This window comes from Candidatus Bathycorpusculum sp. (assembly GCF_009778815.1).
In the GTDB taxonomy this organism is placed as follows: Archaea; Thermoproteota; Bathyarchaeia; order Bathyarchaeales; family Bathycorpusculaceae; genus Bathycorpusculum; species Bathycorpusculum hydrogenotrophicum.
The window spans coordinates 1-17,222 of the sequence record NZ_WRFL01000023.1 but is presented as its reverse complement, the minus strand read 5'-3'; the positions used below and the strand labels follow the sequence as shown (position 1 = coordinate 17,222).

18 protein-coding genes are annotated in these 17,222 nt (G+C 46.0%); 1 reads left to right on the top strand and 17 read right to left on the bottom strand.

Annotation, left to right across the window (positions count from 1 at the left end; all coding sequences use genetic code 11):
- Positions 1-68: 68 nt before the first annotated feature.
- From FWF39_RS06095 to FWF39_RS06015, 17 genes are all read right to left on the bottom strand, one after another.
- On the bottom strand, positions 69-941 hold the full coding sequence (locus tag FWF39_RS06095; protein ID WP_343382554.1) for a prephenate dehydrogenase/arogenate dehydrogenase family protein: 873 nt from the start codon (positions 939-941) through the stop codon (positions 69-71).
- Entirely contained in the window at positions 938-2,017 is a 1,080-nt protein-coding gene (locus tag FWF39_RS06090) for a pyridoxal phosphate-dependent aminotransferase (RefSeq protein WP_343382553.1), read from the bottom strand. Before FWF39_RS06090 ends, FWF39_RS06095 begins: the two co-directional genes overlap by 4 nt.
- Positions 2,018-2,040: 23 nt before the next feature.
- Positions 2,041-2,301, bottom strand: a complete 261-nt coding sequence (locus FWF39_RS06085; protein WP_343382552.1) for a chorismate mutase — start codon at positions 2,299-2,301, stop codon at positions 2,041-2,043.
- Positions 2,302-2,305: 4 nt separating this feature from the next.
- The gene (aroC, locus tag FWF39_RS06080) at positions 2,306-3,406 is read right to left on the bottom strand and encodes a chorismate synthase (RefSeq protein ID WP_343382551.1); all 1,101 of its coding nucleotides are present in this window, start codon (positions 3,404-3,406) and stop codon (positions 2,306-2,308) included.
- Positions 3,384-4,676, bottom strand: a complete 1,293-nt coding sequence (aroA, locus tag FWF39_RS06075) for a 3-phosphoshikimate 1-carboxyvinyltransferase (protein ID WP_343382567.1) — start codon at positions 4,674-4,676, stop codon at positions 3,384-3,386. Before aroA ends, aroC begins: the two co-directional genes overlap by 23 nt.
- Before the next feature lie 17 nt (positions 4,677-4,693).
- A complete protein-coding gene (locus FWF39_RS06070) occupies positions 4,694-5,575 on the bottom strand; it encodes a shikimate kinase (protein WP_343382550.1) in 882 nt (293 codons plus the stop codon).
- Positions 5,565-6,443: a shikimate dehydrogenase gene (locus FWF39_RS06065; protein WP_343382549.1), complete on the bottom strand. Its 879-nt coding sequence runs from the start codon at positions 6,441-6,443 to the stop codon at positions 5,565-5,567. The genes FWF39_RS06070 and FWF39_RS06065 overlap by 11 nt, the downstream gene beginning before the upstream one ends.
- On the bottom strand, positions 6,440-7,123 hold the full coding sequence (locus FWF39_RS06060; RefSeq protein ID WP_343382548.1) for a type I 3-dehydroquinate dehydratase: 684 nt from the start codon (positions 7,121-7,123) through the stop codon (positions 6,440-6,442). Before FWF39_RS06060 ends, FWF39_RS06065 begins: the two co-directional genes overlap by 4 nt.
- Positions 7,120-8,121 (bottom strand): 3-dehydroquinate synthase II, encoded by a 1,002-nt coding sequence (locus tag FWF39_RS06055; protein ID WP_343382547.1) that lies wholly within the window; start codon positions 8,119-8,121, stop codon positions 7,120-7,122. Before FWF39_RS06055 ends, FWF39_RS06060 begins: the two co-directional genes overlap by 4 nt.
- Positions 8,121-8,909, bottom strand: coding sequence for a 2-amino-3,7-dideoxy-D-threo-hept-6-ulosonate synthase (locus tag FWF39_RS06050; RefSeq protein WP_343382546.1), 789 nt, complete (start codon positions 8,907-8,909; stop codon positions 8,121-8,123). The genes FWF39_RS06055 and FWF39_RS06050 overlap by 1 nt, the downstream gene beginning before the upstream one ends.
- Positions 8,906-10,165, bottom strand: coding sequence for an aspartate kinase (locus tag FWF39_RS06045; RefSeq protein ID WP_343382545.1), 1,260 nt, complete (start codon positions 10,163-10,165; stop codon positions 8,906-8,908). The genes FWF39_RS06050 and FWF39_RS06045 overlap by 4 nt, the downstream gene beginning before the upstream one ends.
- A 321-nt stretch (positions 10,166-10,486) precedes the next feature.
- Positions 10,487-11,188: a UPF0280 family protein gene (locus tag FWF39_RS06040; protein WP_343382544.1), complete on the bottom strand. Its 702-nt coding sequence runs from the start codon at positions 11,186-11,188 to the stop codon at positions 10,487-10,489.
- Positions 11,185-11,613, bottom strand: coding sequence for a 4Fe-4S dicluster domain-containing protein (locus tag FWF39_RS06035; RefSeq protein ID WP_343382543.1), 429 nt, complete (start codon positions 11,611-11,613; stop codon positions 11,185-11,187). The genes FWF39_RS06040 and FWF39_RS06035 overlap by 4 nt, the downstream gene beginning before the upstream one ends.
- A 3-nt stretch (positions 11,614-11,616) precedes the next feature.
- Positions 11,617-13,119: a homocysteine biosynthesis protein gene (locus tag FWF39_RS06030; protein WP_343382542.1), complete on the bottom strand. Its 1,503-nt coding sequence runs from the start codon at positions 13,117-13,119 to the stop codon at positions 11,617-11,619.
- A 97-nt stretch (positions 13,120-13,216) separates the two neighbouring features.
- Entirely contained in the window at positions 13,217-14,776 is a 1,560-nt protein-coding gene (locus tag FWF39_RS06025; RefSeq protein ID WP_343382541.1) for a long-chain fatty acid--CoA ligase, read from the bottom strand.
- A 163-nt stretch (positions 14,777-14,939) separates the two neighbouring features.
- Positions 14,940-15,179, bottom strand: coding sequence for a heavy metal-binding domain-containing protein (locus FWF39_RS06020; RefSeq protein ID WP_343382540.1), 240 nt, complete (start codon positions 15,177-15,179; stop codon positions 14,940-14,942).
- 50 nt (positions 15,180-15,229) lie between these two features.
- The gene (locus FWF39_RS06015) at positions 15,230-15,370 is read right to left on the bottom strand and encodes a zinc-ribbon domain-containing protein (RefSeq protein WP_343382539.1); all 141 of its coding nucleotides are present in this window, start codon (positions 15,368-15,370) and stop codon (positions 15,230-15,232) included.
- 409 nt (positions 15,371-15,779) lie between these two features.
- Between FWF39_RS06015 and FWF39_RS06010 the strand changes: the two genes are divergently transcribed.
- On the top strand, positions 15,780-17,222 hold a 1,443-nt coding region (locus tag FWF39_RS06010), incomplete at its 3' end, for an InlB B-repeat-containing protein (RefSeq protein WP_343382538.1).

Below are 17,222 nucleotides of genomic sequence, written 5' to 3'. Positions count from 1 at the left end.
CTAAGTGGAAGAATCCTAACGAGGCATAGTTCGGAAAAATGCTTACTTTACATTATCTGTTTGTTTGTTTATTCTTCGGTTGATTGGAGCATTTTGTACATGGTTTCGTAGCTTTTGGTGTATTGGTTATCTGTTTTTTCTAGTTTTGTTCGGAGTTGGTTCATGCGTTCCATTAAGGCGTTGGAGTCTTTTTTCTTCATCAAGTCCAGCCATTGTTGGGCGTTGGTGATGAAGCGTTCTTCCATTTTGTCTAGGTTGGCGAGTTTGGTTTGGACGTTGGCGTAGAGGTCGGGGGTTTCCATGGCTACGGATTCTGCTAGGGTGACAAGCATGCGGTAGGTGGTGCCTGCTAGTTTTTTGGATTCGCTAAATCCGGGTTGTTCTAGAAGCGTTTCGCAGGCGGCTAATCCTAGAAAGTGTGGAAAGCCCAACACAATGCCCATCAGTTCATCGTGTTTTTGCGGGGTCATGACAAACACGTGTGCTTGGTCTTTTTCAAGCCAGGCTTTGAATTCTTCTGCGTATGTTTGTTCCTTGGGGTTGGTGGGTGTTAGGACGTAGGCTTTGTGGGCTACTCCGTTGCTGCCTGGCCCAAACACAGGATGAGTTCCCAAAACCAGGGCGTCTTTTAGGTGTTGGTGCATGATGTTTATAGGGTATTCTTTTATGGAGCAAATATCCATGATGGGTTGGTCTGCATGGACTGCGGGGCTGATTGTTTTAACAATCTCTTCAAAACTGGAGATGGATACGCAGATAAGTACGCGGTCTGCGCCCCTAACTGCGGTTGGGAAATCTGCGGTTTCTACGCCCAACTCGTTTTTTAGTTCGGCAAGTTTTTCTGCGTTCCGGCCCGCGAGAATAACGGTGTCGCCTTTGGATTTGCAGTATTTTGCAAACCAGACGCCCATTTTCCCTGTGCCCAGAACCGCGGTTCTCAATTGGTGGCCTCGCAGATTTTATCCAGTGCGGTTTCGATTTGGTCGTCGGGGGCGGTTAGGCTTATGCGGAAATGTTCGCGGTAGTCGCCAAAGCTTGTGCCCGGTGCCACTGCTACACCTCTATCTAGCAGATCAAGAGTGAATTTTTCTCCGTCTAGGCCGTCGCGTTTGGGAAAGAGATAGAAAGGTGCATCTGGTTGGGTGAATTTGAAGCCGGCGGATGCGAGTTTTTTGCTGGCCAAATCGGCGCGTTGTTTGTATTTGGCTTTGATGTTTCCTGCGATTTGGGCGTGGAGTTCTAAGCCTTTGAGTGCGGCATCTTGGATAAAGACCGGTACGTTGTTTATGGTGATTTGATTAAGTTTGGTAACGTTGTCGATGAAGGGTTTGTTGGCAACAAGATAGCCAATACGCCAGCCGGTCATGGTGAAGGTTTTGCTAAAGCCATTACTTACAATATGGGGCGTGTCAGTTCCATAGTCAAGGATGCTCTTGGTTGGGTTGAAGCTGATAGCGCCATAGACTTCATCTGAGAGCACAACAATGCCTTTTTTGTTAGCAACCTCTACAATGCCATCGAGGGTTTTGTTGTCCATGGCTTTGCTTGTGGGATTGTTGGGGTTATTTAGAATAATCATCTTTGTTTCCGCATCGATGAGGCTTTCGAGTTCATTGGGGTCGACTTTCCAGTCGTTTTCCATCTCGGTGCGGAGCAATTTGGTTTTGATGCCTAAGGTTTTGGCGATTAAATCATAGGCTGTCCAATAGGGGGTTGGGATGATGACATTGCCGCCGTTTTTTAGCATCAGAAACATGGAGGCAAAAATTCCCCACTTTGAACCAGGGGTAATCACTACGTTTTCTGCTTTGGCGCCATGAACCTCGGCGATTTTTTGTCGCAGCCGCATTTCACCATAAGATGAGGAATACTTGGTTTTGCCGGCTTTCATCGCAGTGTAGGATGCTTCTACGATTTCAGGCGGTGTTGCCATGTCTGGATCTCCGAGGTTTAGTCGGATAATTTTTTTTCCTTCGCTTTCAAGCTTTAGGGCTTTCTCGTTTATTTCATAGAGCAACGCGGTTACCTCTCGTTGAGTCTCTATTGTTGAACGTTGCTGCACATATTAACTATTTCGTGATAAATACTCTCAATCTGTGCTGGATCTAGCCCGAGTTTTTCTGCTTGAGCTCTGACTTTGCTAAACACATGGGTTTCTCGCGAGCGATCTTGGATGGGTTTGCCCTGTTGCTTTTTAAGCTCCCCTATAACGCGGCAGATCTCAATGCGCTCTAAGAGGTCTTTTATGATTTGTTCATCTATATCATCTATTTTTTTCCGCATCTCATCAATTTGACCCATAATTTTAGCTCCTTAGGGTTTTGGGGATTTTGCCTGCACGTATCAGATGATCAATCAATGTTATTGCCACGGTGGCTTCCACAACGGGTACTGCTTTTGGAACTATGCAATAGTCATGTCTGCCTTTAATGCCTAGTTGGGCGTTTGTCATAGTTGCCAAATCCACGGTTTGTTGTTCTTTGGTGATGGAGGGGGTGGGTTTGATGGCCACTCGGAGAATAATGGGCATGCCGTTTGATAATCCGCCCATGATGCCGCCGGCGTTTTGGGTGGTGGTTATCACTTGGCCGTCTTTTATGCGAAAGGCATCATTGTTTTCTGAACCTCGCATTTGAGCGGCTCTAAAACCTGTGCCAAATTCTACCCCTTTGACTGCTGGGATGCTAAAGAGAGCCTTAGCTAAATCTCCATCTAGGGTATCAAATAGCGGCTCCCCAATACCTGCAGGCACATTGAGCGTGAGACATTCAATAACTCCACCTATGCTATCGCCTGCTTCTTTAGCTGAGAGGATGGCGGCTTCCATTTTTGCATCGTCTGCCAAGTCGGGACATCGGGTGGAGGTGGCTTTGCGATTTTCTTTGATTTGTGTTAGTGTGAATTCTTTTTGACTATTAATTGGGCCGATAGTTCGGGTGTAGGCTAAAACCTCAATGTTTTGGTGTGCAAGGAGTTTTTTGGCAACAACTCCTGCTAGGATATGTGCTGCTGTTATGCGGCCTGAGAAGCGTCCGCCGCCGCGGTAGTCATTAAATCCGCCATATCGTATATGTGCGGGGTAGTCGCTGTGGGCGGGGCGGGGCAGGGTTTTTGTGGCTTCATAGTCGCTGGATCGGGTTTCTTTGTTCTCAACTGTTAGGGTGAGTGGTGCTCCTGTTGTTTTGCCGTTAAACACTCCGCTCCAAAATTGTACGGTGTCTTTTTCCATACGCGGTGAGACGATGTTGGGGTTATTTGGAATTCTTTGGTCTAGTTCTTCTTGGAAATCAGTTTCTTTGAGTGCTAATCCTGCTGGGCAGCCATCAATTAGTACCCCCACGACTTTGCCGTGGCTCTCGCCAAAGGTTGTTACTGTGAATTCTCTACCTATCGAGTTTCCCGCCAACGATGTCAGCTCCTAATTGGGTTAGATGAATAAAGAATTGCGGATAAGACTTTCTGATACACTCTGCATTTTGAATTATGGTTTGGCCTTCTGCACCCAAGGCTGCAACCGAGGTTGCCATGGCAATGCGGTGGTCATTATGCGAATCAATAACTGCACCATGGAGAGGTGTGCCTGTTATGGTCAGCCCGTCTTCTGTTAGACAAATCTCCGCTCCCATTTTACTCAGCTCCACATAAACGGCTTGAAGTCGGTCTGATTCTTTGAGTCGAAGCCGTTTTGCACCCCAAATATTTGAGGTACCCTTGGCATAGCAGGCCAAAGCGGCAATTACTGGAACTAAATCCGGAATATTTCGTGCATCAATATCAATGGGTTCCAATGAGTCTCCTTGACTATAAATCGCAACACTACCCGAGTCAATTTTGCTCTCAACTCCCATCTCTTTTAGTACCTCAAGAATCGCTCTATCCCCCTGCGCCCCGAAATAATCCAAATTCTTAACCCTGATCTGTGCGTGCGTTATAGCTGAAGCCGCTAAGAGAAACGCTGCAGAGGAGAAATCTCCCGGTACCCGCTCATCTGTTGCTTTGTAGCTTTGACCCCCTGGAACCAAAATACTATTCTCGGCAAGCTCTACGGTCACCCCATGGTTAGCCAAAACAGCTCGAGTCATCTCTACATAATCCCTAGACTCCAATGGTGAAGTTAACTTAATTTTGGTATCTGAACCTGCCCAAGGACAGGCAAACATTAACCCTGAGATAAACTGAGAACTTATATCCCCCGCAATCGCAGTCTCACCCCCAGCTATACCACCCCCATCGTTGCCCTGAACAAAAACTGCATCTACCCCCCCATAACTGCCAACTCGAGTTTTCACACCCAGCGTCTCAAGAGCCAAAAGCAAGGGTTCCACGGGACGGCGTTTAAGTGACCCTCTAAACAACAATATCGAATCTCCCCTAGCAAGAGCTGCAATAGGTATCATAAAGCGAAGAGTCGCACCTGACTCCCCACAATCTATGGGTTCCCTTGGCGCTCTGAGGGACTCCGTGCCCTCAATCACCCAACAAAATTTCTCGTCGAGTTGGACCTTTGCACCAAACGCACTCACCGCTCTTAGGGTTGCCTCAGTGTCTTGAGCTAGAAGGGGATATCTAATCTCTGAGTGACCCGCTGACAATGAAGCGGCTATGACCATACGCTGAGTATAGGACTTTGAAGACGGCGCAAAAACCTCCCCCTGTAGCTTCTGAGTTTTTTTAATGGCTACAATCTCTTCGGTTATGGTTTGAGCACCTCCGCTTTTTTGCTGTTAGGATAAGTTAGTATGATTTCACCTTCATAGTTTTGCAGTGCGGCTCGTACGTTGTCGACGTTGTCTTTGGGGGTAACTGCAGTTACGGCAGGCCCTTTACCGCATAAACCTGCCGCAATTGCTCCCGCGGCCAGTGCATCAATAGCAATGGCTGGATTTTGATTAGACGCAGCAGAGTAAGCTAAGCCATTTAATGTTAAGGCTTCCCAGAGCTCTCCATTTAGTGCTTTTTTGAGTGCAATCTCAACTATGGACTTAACGGTTTTGAGCCGAGAAACATCTGAGTTGATGGTGTAGGCTTTCTGGGACGGCACATAGAACAGTACTGCTAAATCTTCTTTGGGCAATACAGTTTGTTTGAGAATTTGTTGATTTAGATTATCAGTTATGACGGCATCGCCAAAATATGACGCACAGGCATCATCAAAGGCTCCTGTGAGGGTAACTTTTGCCTCAAACGCGGCCTCGACACCAATTTTTATAATTTCCAAATCATCCAGTTGCTTATCTATGGCGGATAGGGTTGCAAGGGCGGTTGCGTTTGCGGCGGTGCTGCTGCTCTTCAAGCCTTTGGCAATGGGGATGTTGGATTGGGTTTTGATTTGGGCTCCTAAGGTGTTCTCTAGGCCAAAGCGTTTCAAAACTTTGGCGGTGGTTTTCTCGACAAGCAGGGGACATTCTTTGGGGTCTGAGGTTATCTCGGCTTTGACTATACCTGCTTCGTTGGTTAGTTTAACCTCGGCTTTTGTCCATAGATCCACGCCAAATGCGGCGCCTTGGCCCAGTGCAATTGCGTTAACAATTGTTGCGGCGCCATGTGCCACTGCTGAGGCGCGGCTATCCTTCATTTTCTTTTGCCTTCTCTTGAAGATGGTTGAGCACTGTTTTTCTCATAACGCCAACTGGTGCGGATTTTCCTGTCCAGATCTCAAAGGCCGAGGCGCCTTGGTAGATAAGCATCTCTACACCGCTGACTATTTTTGCGCCTGCCCCTTTGGCATCTTTTACTAGTCTGGTTTCTAGGGGGTTGTAGACTATGTCCATAACTGAGAGATTGGATCGGAGCAGTTTTGGCGGGATGGGACTTGTGTCTGAGCGAGGTTTCATACCTATAGATGTGGCGTTTATGAGAATATCGGAGTCTTGAAGATTTTGCTCAATATCACTTGGTGATAGTGAACCGTGTGCAATTTTTTTGTTAACTGATCTTTCAATCAGTTTAGCTAATGTTTGAGCGTGTTTAACTGTTCGATTGAGCACTGCTAACTCATCAGCTTCTTTAGCTACTGAGTACGCAATCGCTCGGGCAGCTCCCCCGGCTCCTAGGAGCAAAACTTTTCTGCCCTTGAGTTCCACACCGTTTTCTTTTAGCGCCTTAACTGCACCCGTACCATCAGTGTTAAAGCCTAACAATAAATTTTCTTTGTTAAGAATAGTGTTTACTGAGCCTATAATTTGTGCCGAGAGATCAGTGCGGTCAAGACTTGCCATAACGGTGGTCTTGTGGGGCATAGTAACATTTAAGCCCCGAATATTTAGTGCCCTCATACTCTCTACTGCCGCGGCAACACAGGCCGGTTTGACTCTAAAGGCCAAAAAAGCATAGTCTAAACCCAGCGCTTCAAAGGCGGTATTGTGCATAATAGGACTCAAGGAGTGTTCAACGGGATCGCCAATGATACCGCATATGCGGGTTTTGCCCGATATGGTGGTCATGGTTCTATTCCTAGCACCTCGTAGGCTATACGCATATCGGTTATAGTCATCTGACCCGGTGCTGTTTCATCTCCATGCTCAAGAGATGCAAATGTAAAGTAGGCCCCAAAAGCTGGTGAGAGCAGTCGTGAGGCTTTGCCGGCTTTGCCCATGCAAAAACAAACCAGCTTTGCCTTAGTTGAGGCAAATGAGATAAAACTCAAAATAGGTAAATTATCTTCAATCTGATTGGCCGTTAGCACAATTTTACAAACTGCGGCCCCTGCTAAGAGCTGTTCATTCAGTATTTTTTCAAGCGCAAAAACACTCAGCACACCATCGAATTTATGGTAAGATATGATGGGTTGGGTGCCTAGTTGCTTGAGTTTGACAACCGTTTCGTCGCGTTTGGGACTAAAGAAATCCACATCAACATATTGGAAGCCTGCTTTGGCGGCCTCTATTAGGGTTTGTTGCCACTTGTTGATTGTTGCGGGGTCGTCTTTTTCAGTTTGGGGTTTATTGGTGGCTATGAGCGGTGTTTTTGTGCTTCTGGTGAGTTCTGAGAGGTTTATTGTCTGTTCTAAGCTGTCGAGTCGGATTTCGATGAGATCGGCTTGGTTTTGTTCTGCTTTTTTGATGAGGGTGTGTGCTTCATTTAGGGTTTTGGGGAGAATTGAGACACAGATTTTTTGGGTCACTTCTCAATCACCGTTTCATCGGGTACTGATATGCCAAAGTGTCTGCCGCCTTTGGCTGCTAGGTGCACCACCACCTCGTCATCTACTTTGAGTTCGGTGACGGGTTTGGAGCCTTTGGGGGTGACTACGCGGATGGTTTCCGCGTTTTGGAGAATAACTTTGATTGTTTTATCTTGGGCTTGTGCTTCTATGAGTATGAGGGGGCGGATTTCTATTTTTATTCTGCCTACGTTGGCTCTGCGTGTTTGACCTTCGCGGTTTATGATTATGACTTCGTCTCCGGCTTTGAACTCTTGGAGGTAGCGGGTGGTTTGGAGGTTGCCCAATGTGTACATTGAGCAGGAGCCGGCGTTTACGCGGAAGGGTCGTGAGTTAACATAGGGGTTTTCGTTAACTTCTGCTTCGACTAAAAAGAGTCCGGCGCTTTGGCTGCCCACTAGTATGCCCTCGCCTTGGGTCATCAAATCGCAGGTGTCTACACATACTCTTGCGCCTGTGCTGATGGGTTTTGTGGCAACAATTTTGGCTGTTGTCATCTGTAGTTTTAAGGTCTCGGGTTTAACAATGGCGAGAGTTTTGAGAAGTTCTTCGGGGTCGGAGGTTTTGAGTAGAACTCCATCGGTGCCCAGTTCGAGGGTTTCTAGGGCAATTTTTGCTTCTTGGGCGTTGGTGACTTCGGCGATGAGTTTACTTTTGCCCTTTATGCGGGCGATTAGGTTTTCGAGTGGAATTATGCGCCAGTTTTCTGTGCCTACAATTAGATAGGGGATGCCTGTTTGTGCGGCTCTGACAATTAGGTCTTCTGAGGTTTTGTCTTTGATGGTGATGCGTAAAATTTTGGCGTTGCTTTTCTCAACTTCGATTTGATTATTTGGGGTTAGTATGTCACAGGTTTGGTTGGTTGATAGAAAGCGTGCTTTAGTTTCTTTGATGATTACATCGATATGCTGTGTTTGGAGGGTTGTTTTGTCTGGGGTTTCTATCCAGAGTTCTTTCACTAGTTTTCCCCCAGCATTTTTTGTGCTTGTTCTACTGAGGCGTTTTTGTGCACGATTGCTGAGAGGGCTTTGATAATTGCGGTGGGGTTTTCGCATTGGAATACGTTGCGTCCTATTGAGAGGCCCGCGGCACCGCTTTGGAGGGCGTCATGGGTGGTTTGGAGGACTTCGTTTGGGGCTTTGCATTTGGGTCCGCCTGCTATGACGATGGGTGCGGGGCAGCTTTCTGTTACGGTTTTAAATGTGTCTATACTGCCTGTGTAGTTGGTTTTGATGATGTCTGCGCCGAGTTCTGCGCCGATGCGGGCTGCGTGTGCGACTGCGGTTGTGTCGTGTTCGTTTAGGATTTTGGGTCCTCTTGGGTACATCATTGCTAGGAGGGGTAGGCCGTAGTGTTCGCATTCTTCGCTGACTTTGCCTAGGTTTGCCAGCATTCGATCTTCGTCTTGTGCGCCAATGTTTACATGTACACTAACTGCGTCGGCGCCTAGGCGTAGGGCTTCTCCAACGCTGCAGACTTGGATTTTGCCGTTGGGGTTGGGTCCAAGGTTTGATGCGCCGCTTAGCATGACGATTAAGCCTGCATCGTCGGTATCGATGCGTTTTGCGATGCCTTTGTGTACCAAGATGGCATCAACTCTGCCCTCGACTATCTGGTTGGTTATTTTTTGCATATCGATTATGCCTTGCATGGGTCCGATGGTGACACCGTGATCCATAGGTACGATGACTGTGTGGTCATCTTTTTGCATGATTCTTTTTAGTCTGCGAGTTTTGCCAACGTTCAATTTTCTTCGCCTTTATGTGTTTTTAGTGCATTTTTGATTAGATTTAGTGCTTTTTTCTGTTCGTTCCATTCTACAAACAGTAGAATACTTGAGGTAATGGTCAAGATGCCGCTGATGTTTATGCCGTTGAGGCGGAGATCTTCGCTTATCCGCCCTATAATGCCCTGTGACTCCTCAAGTCCTACACCACTTGTTTTGATGAAAACCAAATCTTTTTTGACTGCCATAGCTATAGTTTCCTTATTGCTTATGGTGATTTGGTGAATTTGATTAAATAGATCATCAATATTTTCACTTTGGGATATGTAGAGAATAATGGAATTAGTGTTCATCGACATACCCAAGAGTGTGGTATTTTCTCTGACTTTGCCGATAATCTCGGTGATAACCTGCGGGTTAGCCGATAAGCCCTTGCCGATAACTGTGATTTCTGCTACTGGTGAGGCATCAGCGATTTCTGCGTTGAGCTCGGAGGATAGGTTGCCAGTTATTATGGTGCCTTGTTTACCAAGATCGCCATGCTGGTTGCTGATAACTTTGACATCAATGTTTTGGGGTTTGTATTTGAGGGCTTTGCTGTGTATAAATTTGGCGCCGCTGTCTGCTAATCCAACTAGTGTATTTACCTCAATAGTTGGAAGCAAGCGAGGATTTTGGATTATTTTGGGGTCACTTGACATAATGCCCTCTGCATCGGTGACAAGCACCACCTGATCAGCACCTAAACCCTCTGCTAAGATAAAGGCTGTGGTGTCACTTCCACCTCGCCCAAGAGTGGTTATTTTACCTTCTTTGGTTTTGCCCACAAACCCTGCAATGACAGGTATTGTGCCTTTTTCTACAAGCGGTAGGATGCCTTCTTGGATGTTTTTTTGGCATTCTTTGAGATTTGGATTAGCATTTTGGAAGGCCTCATCGGTTATGATGGGCCATTTATTATCCATGGGGTCAAAGTAGCAAGCATCTGCACCGTTATTGCGCAGTGCTGTAGCAAATATGCGCACACTGGTGCGTTCACCCATGGAGAGAATGTCATCTAAATCGTGTTTTGCTAGTTTTCCATTTGAGGTATTTTTCGCCGCGCTTAGTAGAGTATCGGTGGTTTTGCCCATAGCCGAAACTACAACCGCGATTTTGGTGCCTTTCTTTGTTTCGTTGACAACCGAGTTGACTGCTTTGAGGAGCCGTTCATGATCGGCTAGACTAGAGCCGCCAAATTTAACAACAATTTTGTTCGCTTTGTCTTGTTTTGCCATTTATGTTCCCGCCCATGTTTTGCCCAGAACTGAACTCAAAAGCGCTGGCAGTTCTGGGCTTAAGGAAAATAACCGAAATAATAAAATCCGTAGTCGAAGCTGCATATATGTGCTGTATTGCTGACATTTTTTGCGATTATATTAGACATGCTTCGAACCTGACCAATCACTCAGTACCATAAAAATATAAGCCTTTCGGAACTGAGTTTATTTTTGAAGGATTGTTTTCTTCGCTCATGCTTGTTTGGTATGTTAAAATAGCCTTCACTGATCAACTTGTAATCAGTTGTGACCTAACAGTGCCATACTCAATGAACCCTGTTAAGTTATTTTGATGATTTGGGGGATTTTTCCTCCGGTTCCAACTTGTCCTTTGTAAATAATCATAACCCCTTGTATTCCTTCGATTGATAATCCCCTCTCTATTGCTGTTTGGATGGCGGTTTTAGCATCTTTTCCTTTTACCATATTGCCCACCGTTGTTGCTACTGCATCAGCCAGTGTCGCATTTTTGGCAAAAATTGTTGCAGCCTCTGCATCGCCAAAACTTAGTGCGTGGCTGAATCGTCCTGAACTTGTTGCGATGGCTATGGGAAACTCGGTGAGTCGAAACCCAAAGCGTCTTGAGAGGGGTTCTTCTCCTGTTGCAAGTGCCACATCTACGGGTTGGTCTGAATCCGCCATGATTTCGCCGCCGTTTTCTACCACTGCTACTTTGCATCCTGTCTGTTTCATGTCTGTGACGGCTATGTCTGCGAGGGCTCCAGCAACCGCTGCCATCGGTCCCACATCTGCTTTGGTTGCGGCTTCCGCCATCATTTTTGCAACCAGGGGTTCTTTGGGTGGCGGGATGGGTGTTAGGGTGTGGAGAAATTTGGGGTTAGCTCGAATGTGGAGTTCAAGTTCAAAGCGGTTGCGCCGGATGGATTCTTTGGCGGCTTCTATGGCTTTTGTACTCTCAGAGATAAGGGTGCATTGAGATTCTTTGAGATTAAAGTTTTCTTTGATGAGACTATCGGTCAAGTTTTCTTTTTCCTGGTATGGTTTGCGCCGTTGGTTTTTAGGGATTTTATGGCGCGTGCGGGGCAGGCATCAACGCAGATGCTACAGGTGTTGCCGAGGCATTTTTCTTTGTTAAACTCGACGGTGTCTTCTTGGTTTGTTTTTATGGCTTCTACGGGGCAGAGTGCGATGCAGGTGCCGCAGCTGAAGCATTTTTCTGTGTTGACTTGGATTTGTTTGGGTAAGGTTACGGTGACGCCGCGGCGTTGGAAGGCGTCGGCGATTTTGGTTTCCATCTCATCGGGGATTTCAATTAGAATTTCGCCGCCTTTGTTGTTAATATGGGCTGAGAGGATGGCCATTGGTACTTTGTATTCGATTATGATTTGGGCTGCTATGGGTTCGGAGGCTTGTTCTTCGTTAACTCGTATTAGCAATCTTGCCATTTGTTATCTCCCCAAGAGTTTTGAGACATCCTCTGAGGTGATGATGCCCACTACTCGATGTTCAGTATCGACCACTGGCAGGGCTGAGATGTTGTGTTGGGCCATGCGCTTAGAGGCGGTTTCTAGGGGTTCGTCGGGTTTGGCGGTTATGACATTGCGTGATTCGATATCTCCTAAGTCTTTTTTGCCTTCTGCCATAGCTCGGGTGATGTCCCAGGAGGTGACAATACCACGGAGTTTGCCTTTGTTGTCTACCACAACTATGTGGTTGATGGCTTTGGTGACTAAGCGTTCGGCGATGGCGCGGATTTTTTCGCCTTCGATGCAGGTTACGGCGGGGTGCATAACGTTTGTAACAAAGGGGATTTCTTCGGTTTGACGCATTGGTTTACATATGGTGTCGGTGGGTAGTCGTTCCACGGGTGCAGTTAGTGTAAAGGTGCCTTCTTCAATCCAGGTTTTGAGGGTTTGGGAAACTTTTTTTGCCATCTTGAGACTCGATAATGAGCTGACCCGGACTTTTTTGCCCTGAACGGTAATGGTTCCGGATTTGAGTTCTTTGTAGCTGACTTTGCCCAAGTTAGGTCGGTCGCGTTGGGGTACGCTGTAATCAATAATATCGGTAAAGATGTCTTCGTCGCGGATGGCTGTTTTTTTGGCTAACCCCTCATTTAGTATTGGAATTGGAACACCCAAACCCACATACATGCTGGTTCCGTATTTGGTAAAGCTGGCTCCCTGCAGGAACTCGGGTGACATTTTTTTTGCGTTGCCTTTGACCATGAGGTTGCCGAATTGGTTTTTGGGATTGTGTTGTGTACCCTCGCCAATTATGTAGCCTGGTGCGCCGCCTAGAAATATACGGGTGCCCATCCCCATGGTTTCATAGTCGGGGTCGTTCATAAGTGGGTTTAGCTCTCCTGCTCCGCTGTAGGTGGCGTTTCGGAAGTGGGGTAAGAGTTTGCTCATGTAGGTGTAGATAATCTCATCACTGCTGTTAACGGCGCAGTTGTAGCGTTGGTAGCAGTTACGGAAATTGATCAGTTGGAATTGGTTTAGATCTTCTTTGGTTAGGGTGGTTTTAAGAGTTGTTCGAGGATAGCAGTCGGTGCCATAGGCGATGGCGCGTAGTGATACTTCTTTGCCCGCAACCAAATCTTCGATAACATGTCCGCCGCCATACTCAACTACATCTTTTTCTGACATGTTGGTGGCGCCTATGAACAGATCCACCGCGGCTCCGGGATGACAAACTTCAACCCCGTTTATCCATGCGCGATCAATTTTGATAGGTGGATCTGAGTGTCCTGTGTTAATGACTGCTCCTGAAGAACACATAGCACCAAAGGTACCTGTGGTGACAACATCAACTTCTTTGAAGGCAACCTCAACACCGCTGCTCTCGACAAGCTTTTTCATTTCTTGAGCGGTTAAGACTTGAGCGTCGCCTTTGAGGATTTTCTGATTAATTTCCTCAATTGTGCGTGTTTTGCCTTGTTTAGACAACAGCTCGACCTCAAAGCAATCGAACAGTCAAAGCGCACATATAATATTTACGCAAAACTCGACAAAACTAGCTCCAGTAGTTTGTTTTGTAAGCCTGTTAGAGTATCCCTTTAAGCACTTTTCCTGCTGAACTCAGCGGTAAACTAGTCAAAATCTCAAGATCTCTTATGGCTTTGTAGCTGGCGACTTGCCGATTGACAAACTCTTGTAGTTCCCGCTCAGACACATAAACCGTTTCCTTGAGCACGACATAGGCCTTTGGAACCTCACCTAACACATCATCATCTCTTCCAACAACGGCACAGAGCTTCACAGCCGGATGCTCATACAAGACCTTTTCAAGTTCCTGGGGATAGATACTGTAGCCTTTGTGTTTGATAAGGTCTTTTTTTCGGTCTACAATGTAGAAGTAGCCGTCACTATCTTTGTAGGCAATGTCGCCTGTAAAAAGCCAGCCGTCACGAAGCACAAGGGCCGTTTCATCCGGACGGCGCCAGTACCCCATCATTACTTGGGGCCCTCGCACAGCTAACTCTCCAATCTCCCCTGTTACCAGTGTTTTTTCTCCCGTTTGGGTATCCACTATTTTCGCCTCAGTACCCGTCAGAGGCAACCCAATTGAACCCGTTCGTAGAATCTGCACCTTGTCAATAGGCATACAATGTGTCACAGGCGAGGCTTCCGTTAGCCCATAACCCTCCACCAAAACTCCGCCTGTAACCTTCATAAACCGCTTCTGCACATGCGGCGGCAAAGATGAAGCCCCCGAAATGCACACACGAATCGATGTTAAATCACAACTGGCAAAGGCGTTGTCTGCAAGGAGCCTCTGATACATAGTTGGAACGCCACAGAAAACCGTGACCCGATGTCGATGGATAGTTTCACAGACTCTGCCCACCTCAAACCTAGACAGTAACACCATCGTAGCTCCCAAACTAACAGGCACTGTAAGGCTTGTGGTCATACCATAGATATGACAAAGGGGTAATGCTGAGAGAAACACGTCTTGTTCTGTGGCATCTATCGCAGAAGCAAAAGATAGCGCATTAGAAACAAGATTACGATGGGTCAACATGACCGCTTTAGCGGTACCAGTGGTGCCTCCTGTAAACTGAAGTACCGCTAAATCAACTTCAGGATCAACCGCAATATCTGGAACAACCCCCGAAGCACCCTTTAGCAAAACTTCAAAATCGACTATACCTATGCGTTTTCTATCAACCTGGCTATCCCCATAACTTTCTGCCCCTGTGATTACCCCATTTTTCAGCTGGGTTTTTTCCCACACCGTTTGCACGATAGGATAGAGCGTATCCAAAGTCACTATGGTTTGGGCTTCTGATTCATAGAGCTGATACTCAATCTCCCGTTCGTGAGCAAGGGGACTTAACGCAGTCACGACCATACCTGCCTTGAGCACCCCAAAATATGCAATGACAAACTGGAAACTATTGGGCAGAAAGAGTGCAACCCGTTCCCCCTTTGTTACACCCAAACCCAACAGAGCATTTGCAAACCGATTACACAACAAATCCAACTCAAAATAAGGGAGACATCTATCACCAAAAACAAGACCGGTCTCTCTTGAAGCTCTTTGTGCAGTTGCTTCAAGTAATCCCTGAAGCGAAATCCTTGGGTACTCAATTTCAACCATGATGATATTTCCTATTTTTTGTTCTCAACGCTTGTTTGACAGCCAGAAACGCTCTAAATAGTTCTATGTGTTAACCCCTTTTGTTATCATAGAAAGTGGTATTTAACCGCTGATCACTTACATGCTTCTTTCCCATATAGCAGTTTTTTCTTTGTTTATTTTCTTAGTTTGTTGTTTCGTTGGAGCTTTCTTGCTCAATTAGGACTGCGGTTCCAGTTGCCGAGAACAACACGGCATTAGATTGGCCTATGCTTGAAGTCTCAACATCTAATCCTATAATGGCGTTTGCACCCATGGCTTTTGCTCGGCTTCTGATGCGATCGATGGCTTCCCAACGGGCTTTTTCTATTTCTGAGGAAAAAGCTGTCACTTCGCCTCCAATCATCGATTCTATTCCTCCCACAAATTGGCCCCAGATGCCTCTGGTACGGGGAGTTAATCCTGTTACAATACCTAAACTTTTTTGACTCTATAGCCAGCAACTGTTGGGGTTGTCACAATGAGAAATGATGTTGTATCTGCAATCTGGGTACCGCATTTATAGCAGAAACCTGCGTCGTCAGGCATATTGTTTTCACATTTAGGGCACTTCAAGGTTTGTTCACATGGGGAATAGCTGTAGCTTTTGATTTCAATTTTTCTATTATTGTCCTGCGTTTTAACATGTTATCTCTTGGCTTCATTATGTATTTGTTTTCTAAAATTCAGTTTTTGGTGTGCTGTTGTATGTCTGTTGTGCTTTTCGTGACGAACGGCAGTATATCGTGATTATTGGTGAACTTTCTGGCTGTGCGGTGCATAGTTTAGCCGTTGGAGGGATTTTGCTGGTTTTTAGTACCGGTAATTGATGGTTAACTTTGGTCTATAACCAAATAAGCGGTAAATAAATTTATAAACTATTGATTAATAGTAAAAACTTGTGGGAGGGGATCGGCGTAACTATCACACCTGACAGCACTTCCCCGCTGTCACCCCTCCCAAAATTTATGGAGCATACAAAATAATGAACAATAATAAAATAATCAATCAATTTGTAAAAAAAGAAAAAAACACGTTATTATCCATAACCATCACAATACTATTAATGGTGTCAATGTTTCCCCTGATTCCACCGAGCACTGCTGAGCCTTCTCCACCTCTAGAAGCATGCACTGGCAGAATTCTTACTCCGCGCCTGACAGGTGATACATCCAATTGGGTTGAAATCGCAAAATATGACGATTACTCACTAATTGTGCGCACCGATTACCTTAACCTCCGTTCCATTAATCATGGCGATCCAGAATGGCAATATACAGTCTACAGTAGCCCATCTGGCAACAATTACCTAGACGCTGGCTGTAATGTCCGAAACTGTATCAACGATTGGTTTAACGGCGAAGCCAACAGCGGGCTGGATAACCTGCCAAGTAATGCGCGGCTCCGCTCTTATACAATGCAAAACAATGCGATAAGTACTATCGGTACCACTGCCTATCCGGAGTCGTTAACCGATGGGTTTAGCACACCATCCAATATTCAAATGGATAGCGGTGATAATGTTGCTTTCGCACTAAGCTTTAGCGAAGTTACAGAATTCTTGTCCAAAACACATGACGTATATGGTATGAACCCTGAAAATCAGCCTAGCAATACCATAGCAAATAATAACTTTGCCAAAATCAACATACCTATAAATGCGATTTATATATTTGGTATGTGGCTCCGCTCGCCTTCAACCCACGTACCTGACACGGCAGGAGCTTTAGCCAGCAACGGCAGAGCCTTCCAAATCCACACCGATGGCAACCTAAATGAACGTGGACTTGTTTATCCGGCGTTATGGGTGAATTCACACATTTTTAACTGCACAATTGCATATGTGTTGAGCGAGGGTGGTGTAAACCATCCTGATAATCCTGAATCGTATGTTGTGGACGAAACTATTCCTCCTATATTCAAACCAGAGCGATCCGGTTATATTTTCACAGATTGGACCGCTAAATATACCATTGGTGATACCCAAATAACTCTTAATCACATAGGCGACAAGGTTTACGAGTTTCCTATAGGTGTTAATGGCGATATCACTCTAACCGCCCTTTGGAGTACTAGGTATAATTATTTCATTAATTATGATGGCAATGGGGCTTCTGAAGGCATGATGCCTGCTACTTTGGCAAGTATTAACGATCCTGTTAATTTGAGCCCTAATGCATTTGGTCGGCTTGGCTACTCTTTTGATGGCTGGAATACTGAGGCGGATGGTTCTGGCAATTATTATGCTGATGAGGCTCTTTTCACCCGTGATGTTGGTATTGATATAACATTGTATGCCCAATGGACTGCTAGGTCGGATCTTTCGTATGTTGTGCATTATCTTGAGCAGGGTACTGACGAAGAATTAGCTCCATCGAAGATTGTGTCTGGTCAGATTTTTGGTACTGTGGTGTCTGTGTCTGCTATT

Bases quoted from the DNA above. Each gene is read 5' to 3' on its own strand.
- FWF39_RS06070 (WP_343382550.1), bottom strand. From the start codon at position 5,575: ATGAAGGATAGCCGCGCCTCAGCAGTGGCACATGGCGCCGCAACAATT.
- FWF39_RS06025 (WP_343382541.1), bottom strand. From the start codon at position 14,776: ATGGTTGAAATTGAGTACCCAAGGATTTCGCTTCAGGGATTACTTGAA.
- FWF39_RS06035 (WP_343382543.1), bottom strand. From the start codon at position 11,613: ATGGCAAGATTGCTAATACGAGTTAACGAAGAACAAGCCTCCGAACCC.
- FWF39_RS06065 (WP_343382549.1), bottom strand. From the start codon at position 6,443: ATGACCACCATATCGGGCAAAACCCGCATATGCGGTATCATTGGCGAT.
- FWF39_RS06085 (WP_343382552.1), bottom strand. From the start codon at position 2,301: ATGGGTCAAATTGATGAGATGCGGAAAAAAATAGATGATATAGATGAA.
- FWF39_RS06045 (WP_343382545.1), bottom strand. From the start codon at position 10,165: ATGGCAAAACAAGACAAAGCGAACAAAATTGTTGTTAAATTTGGCGGC.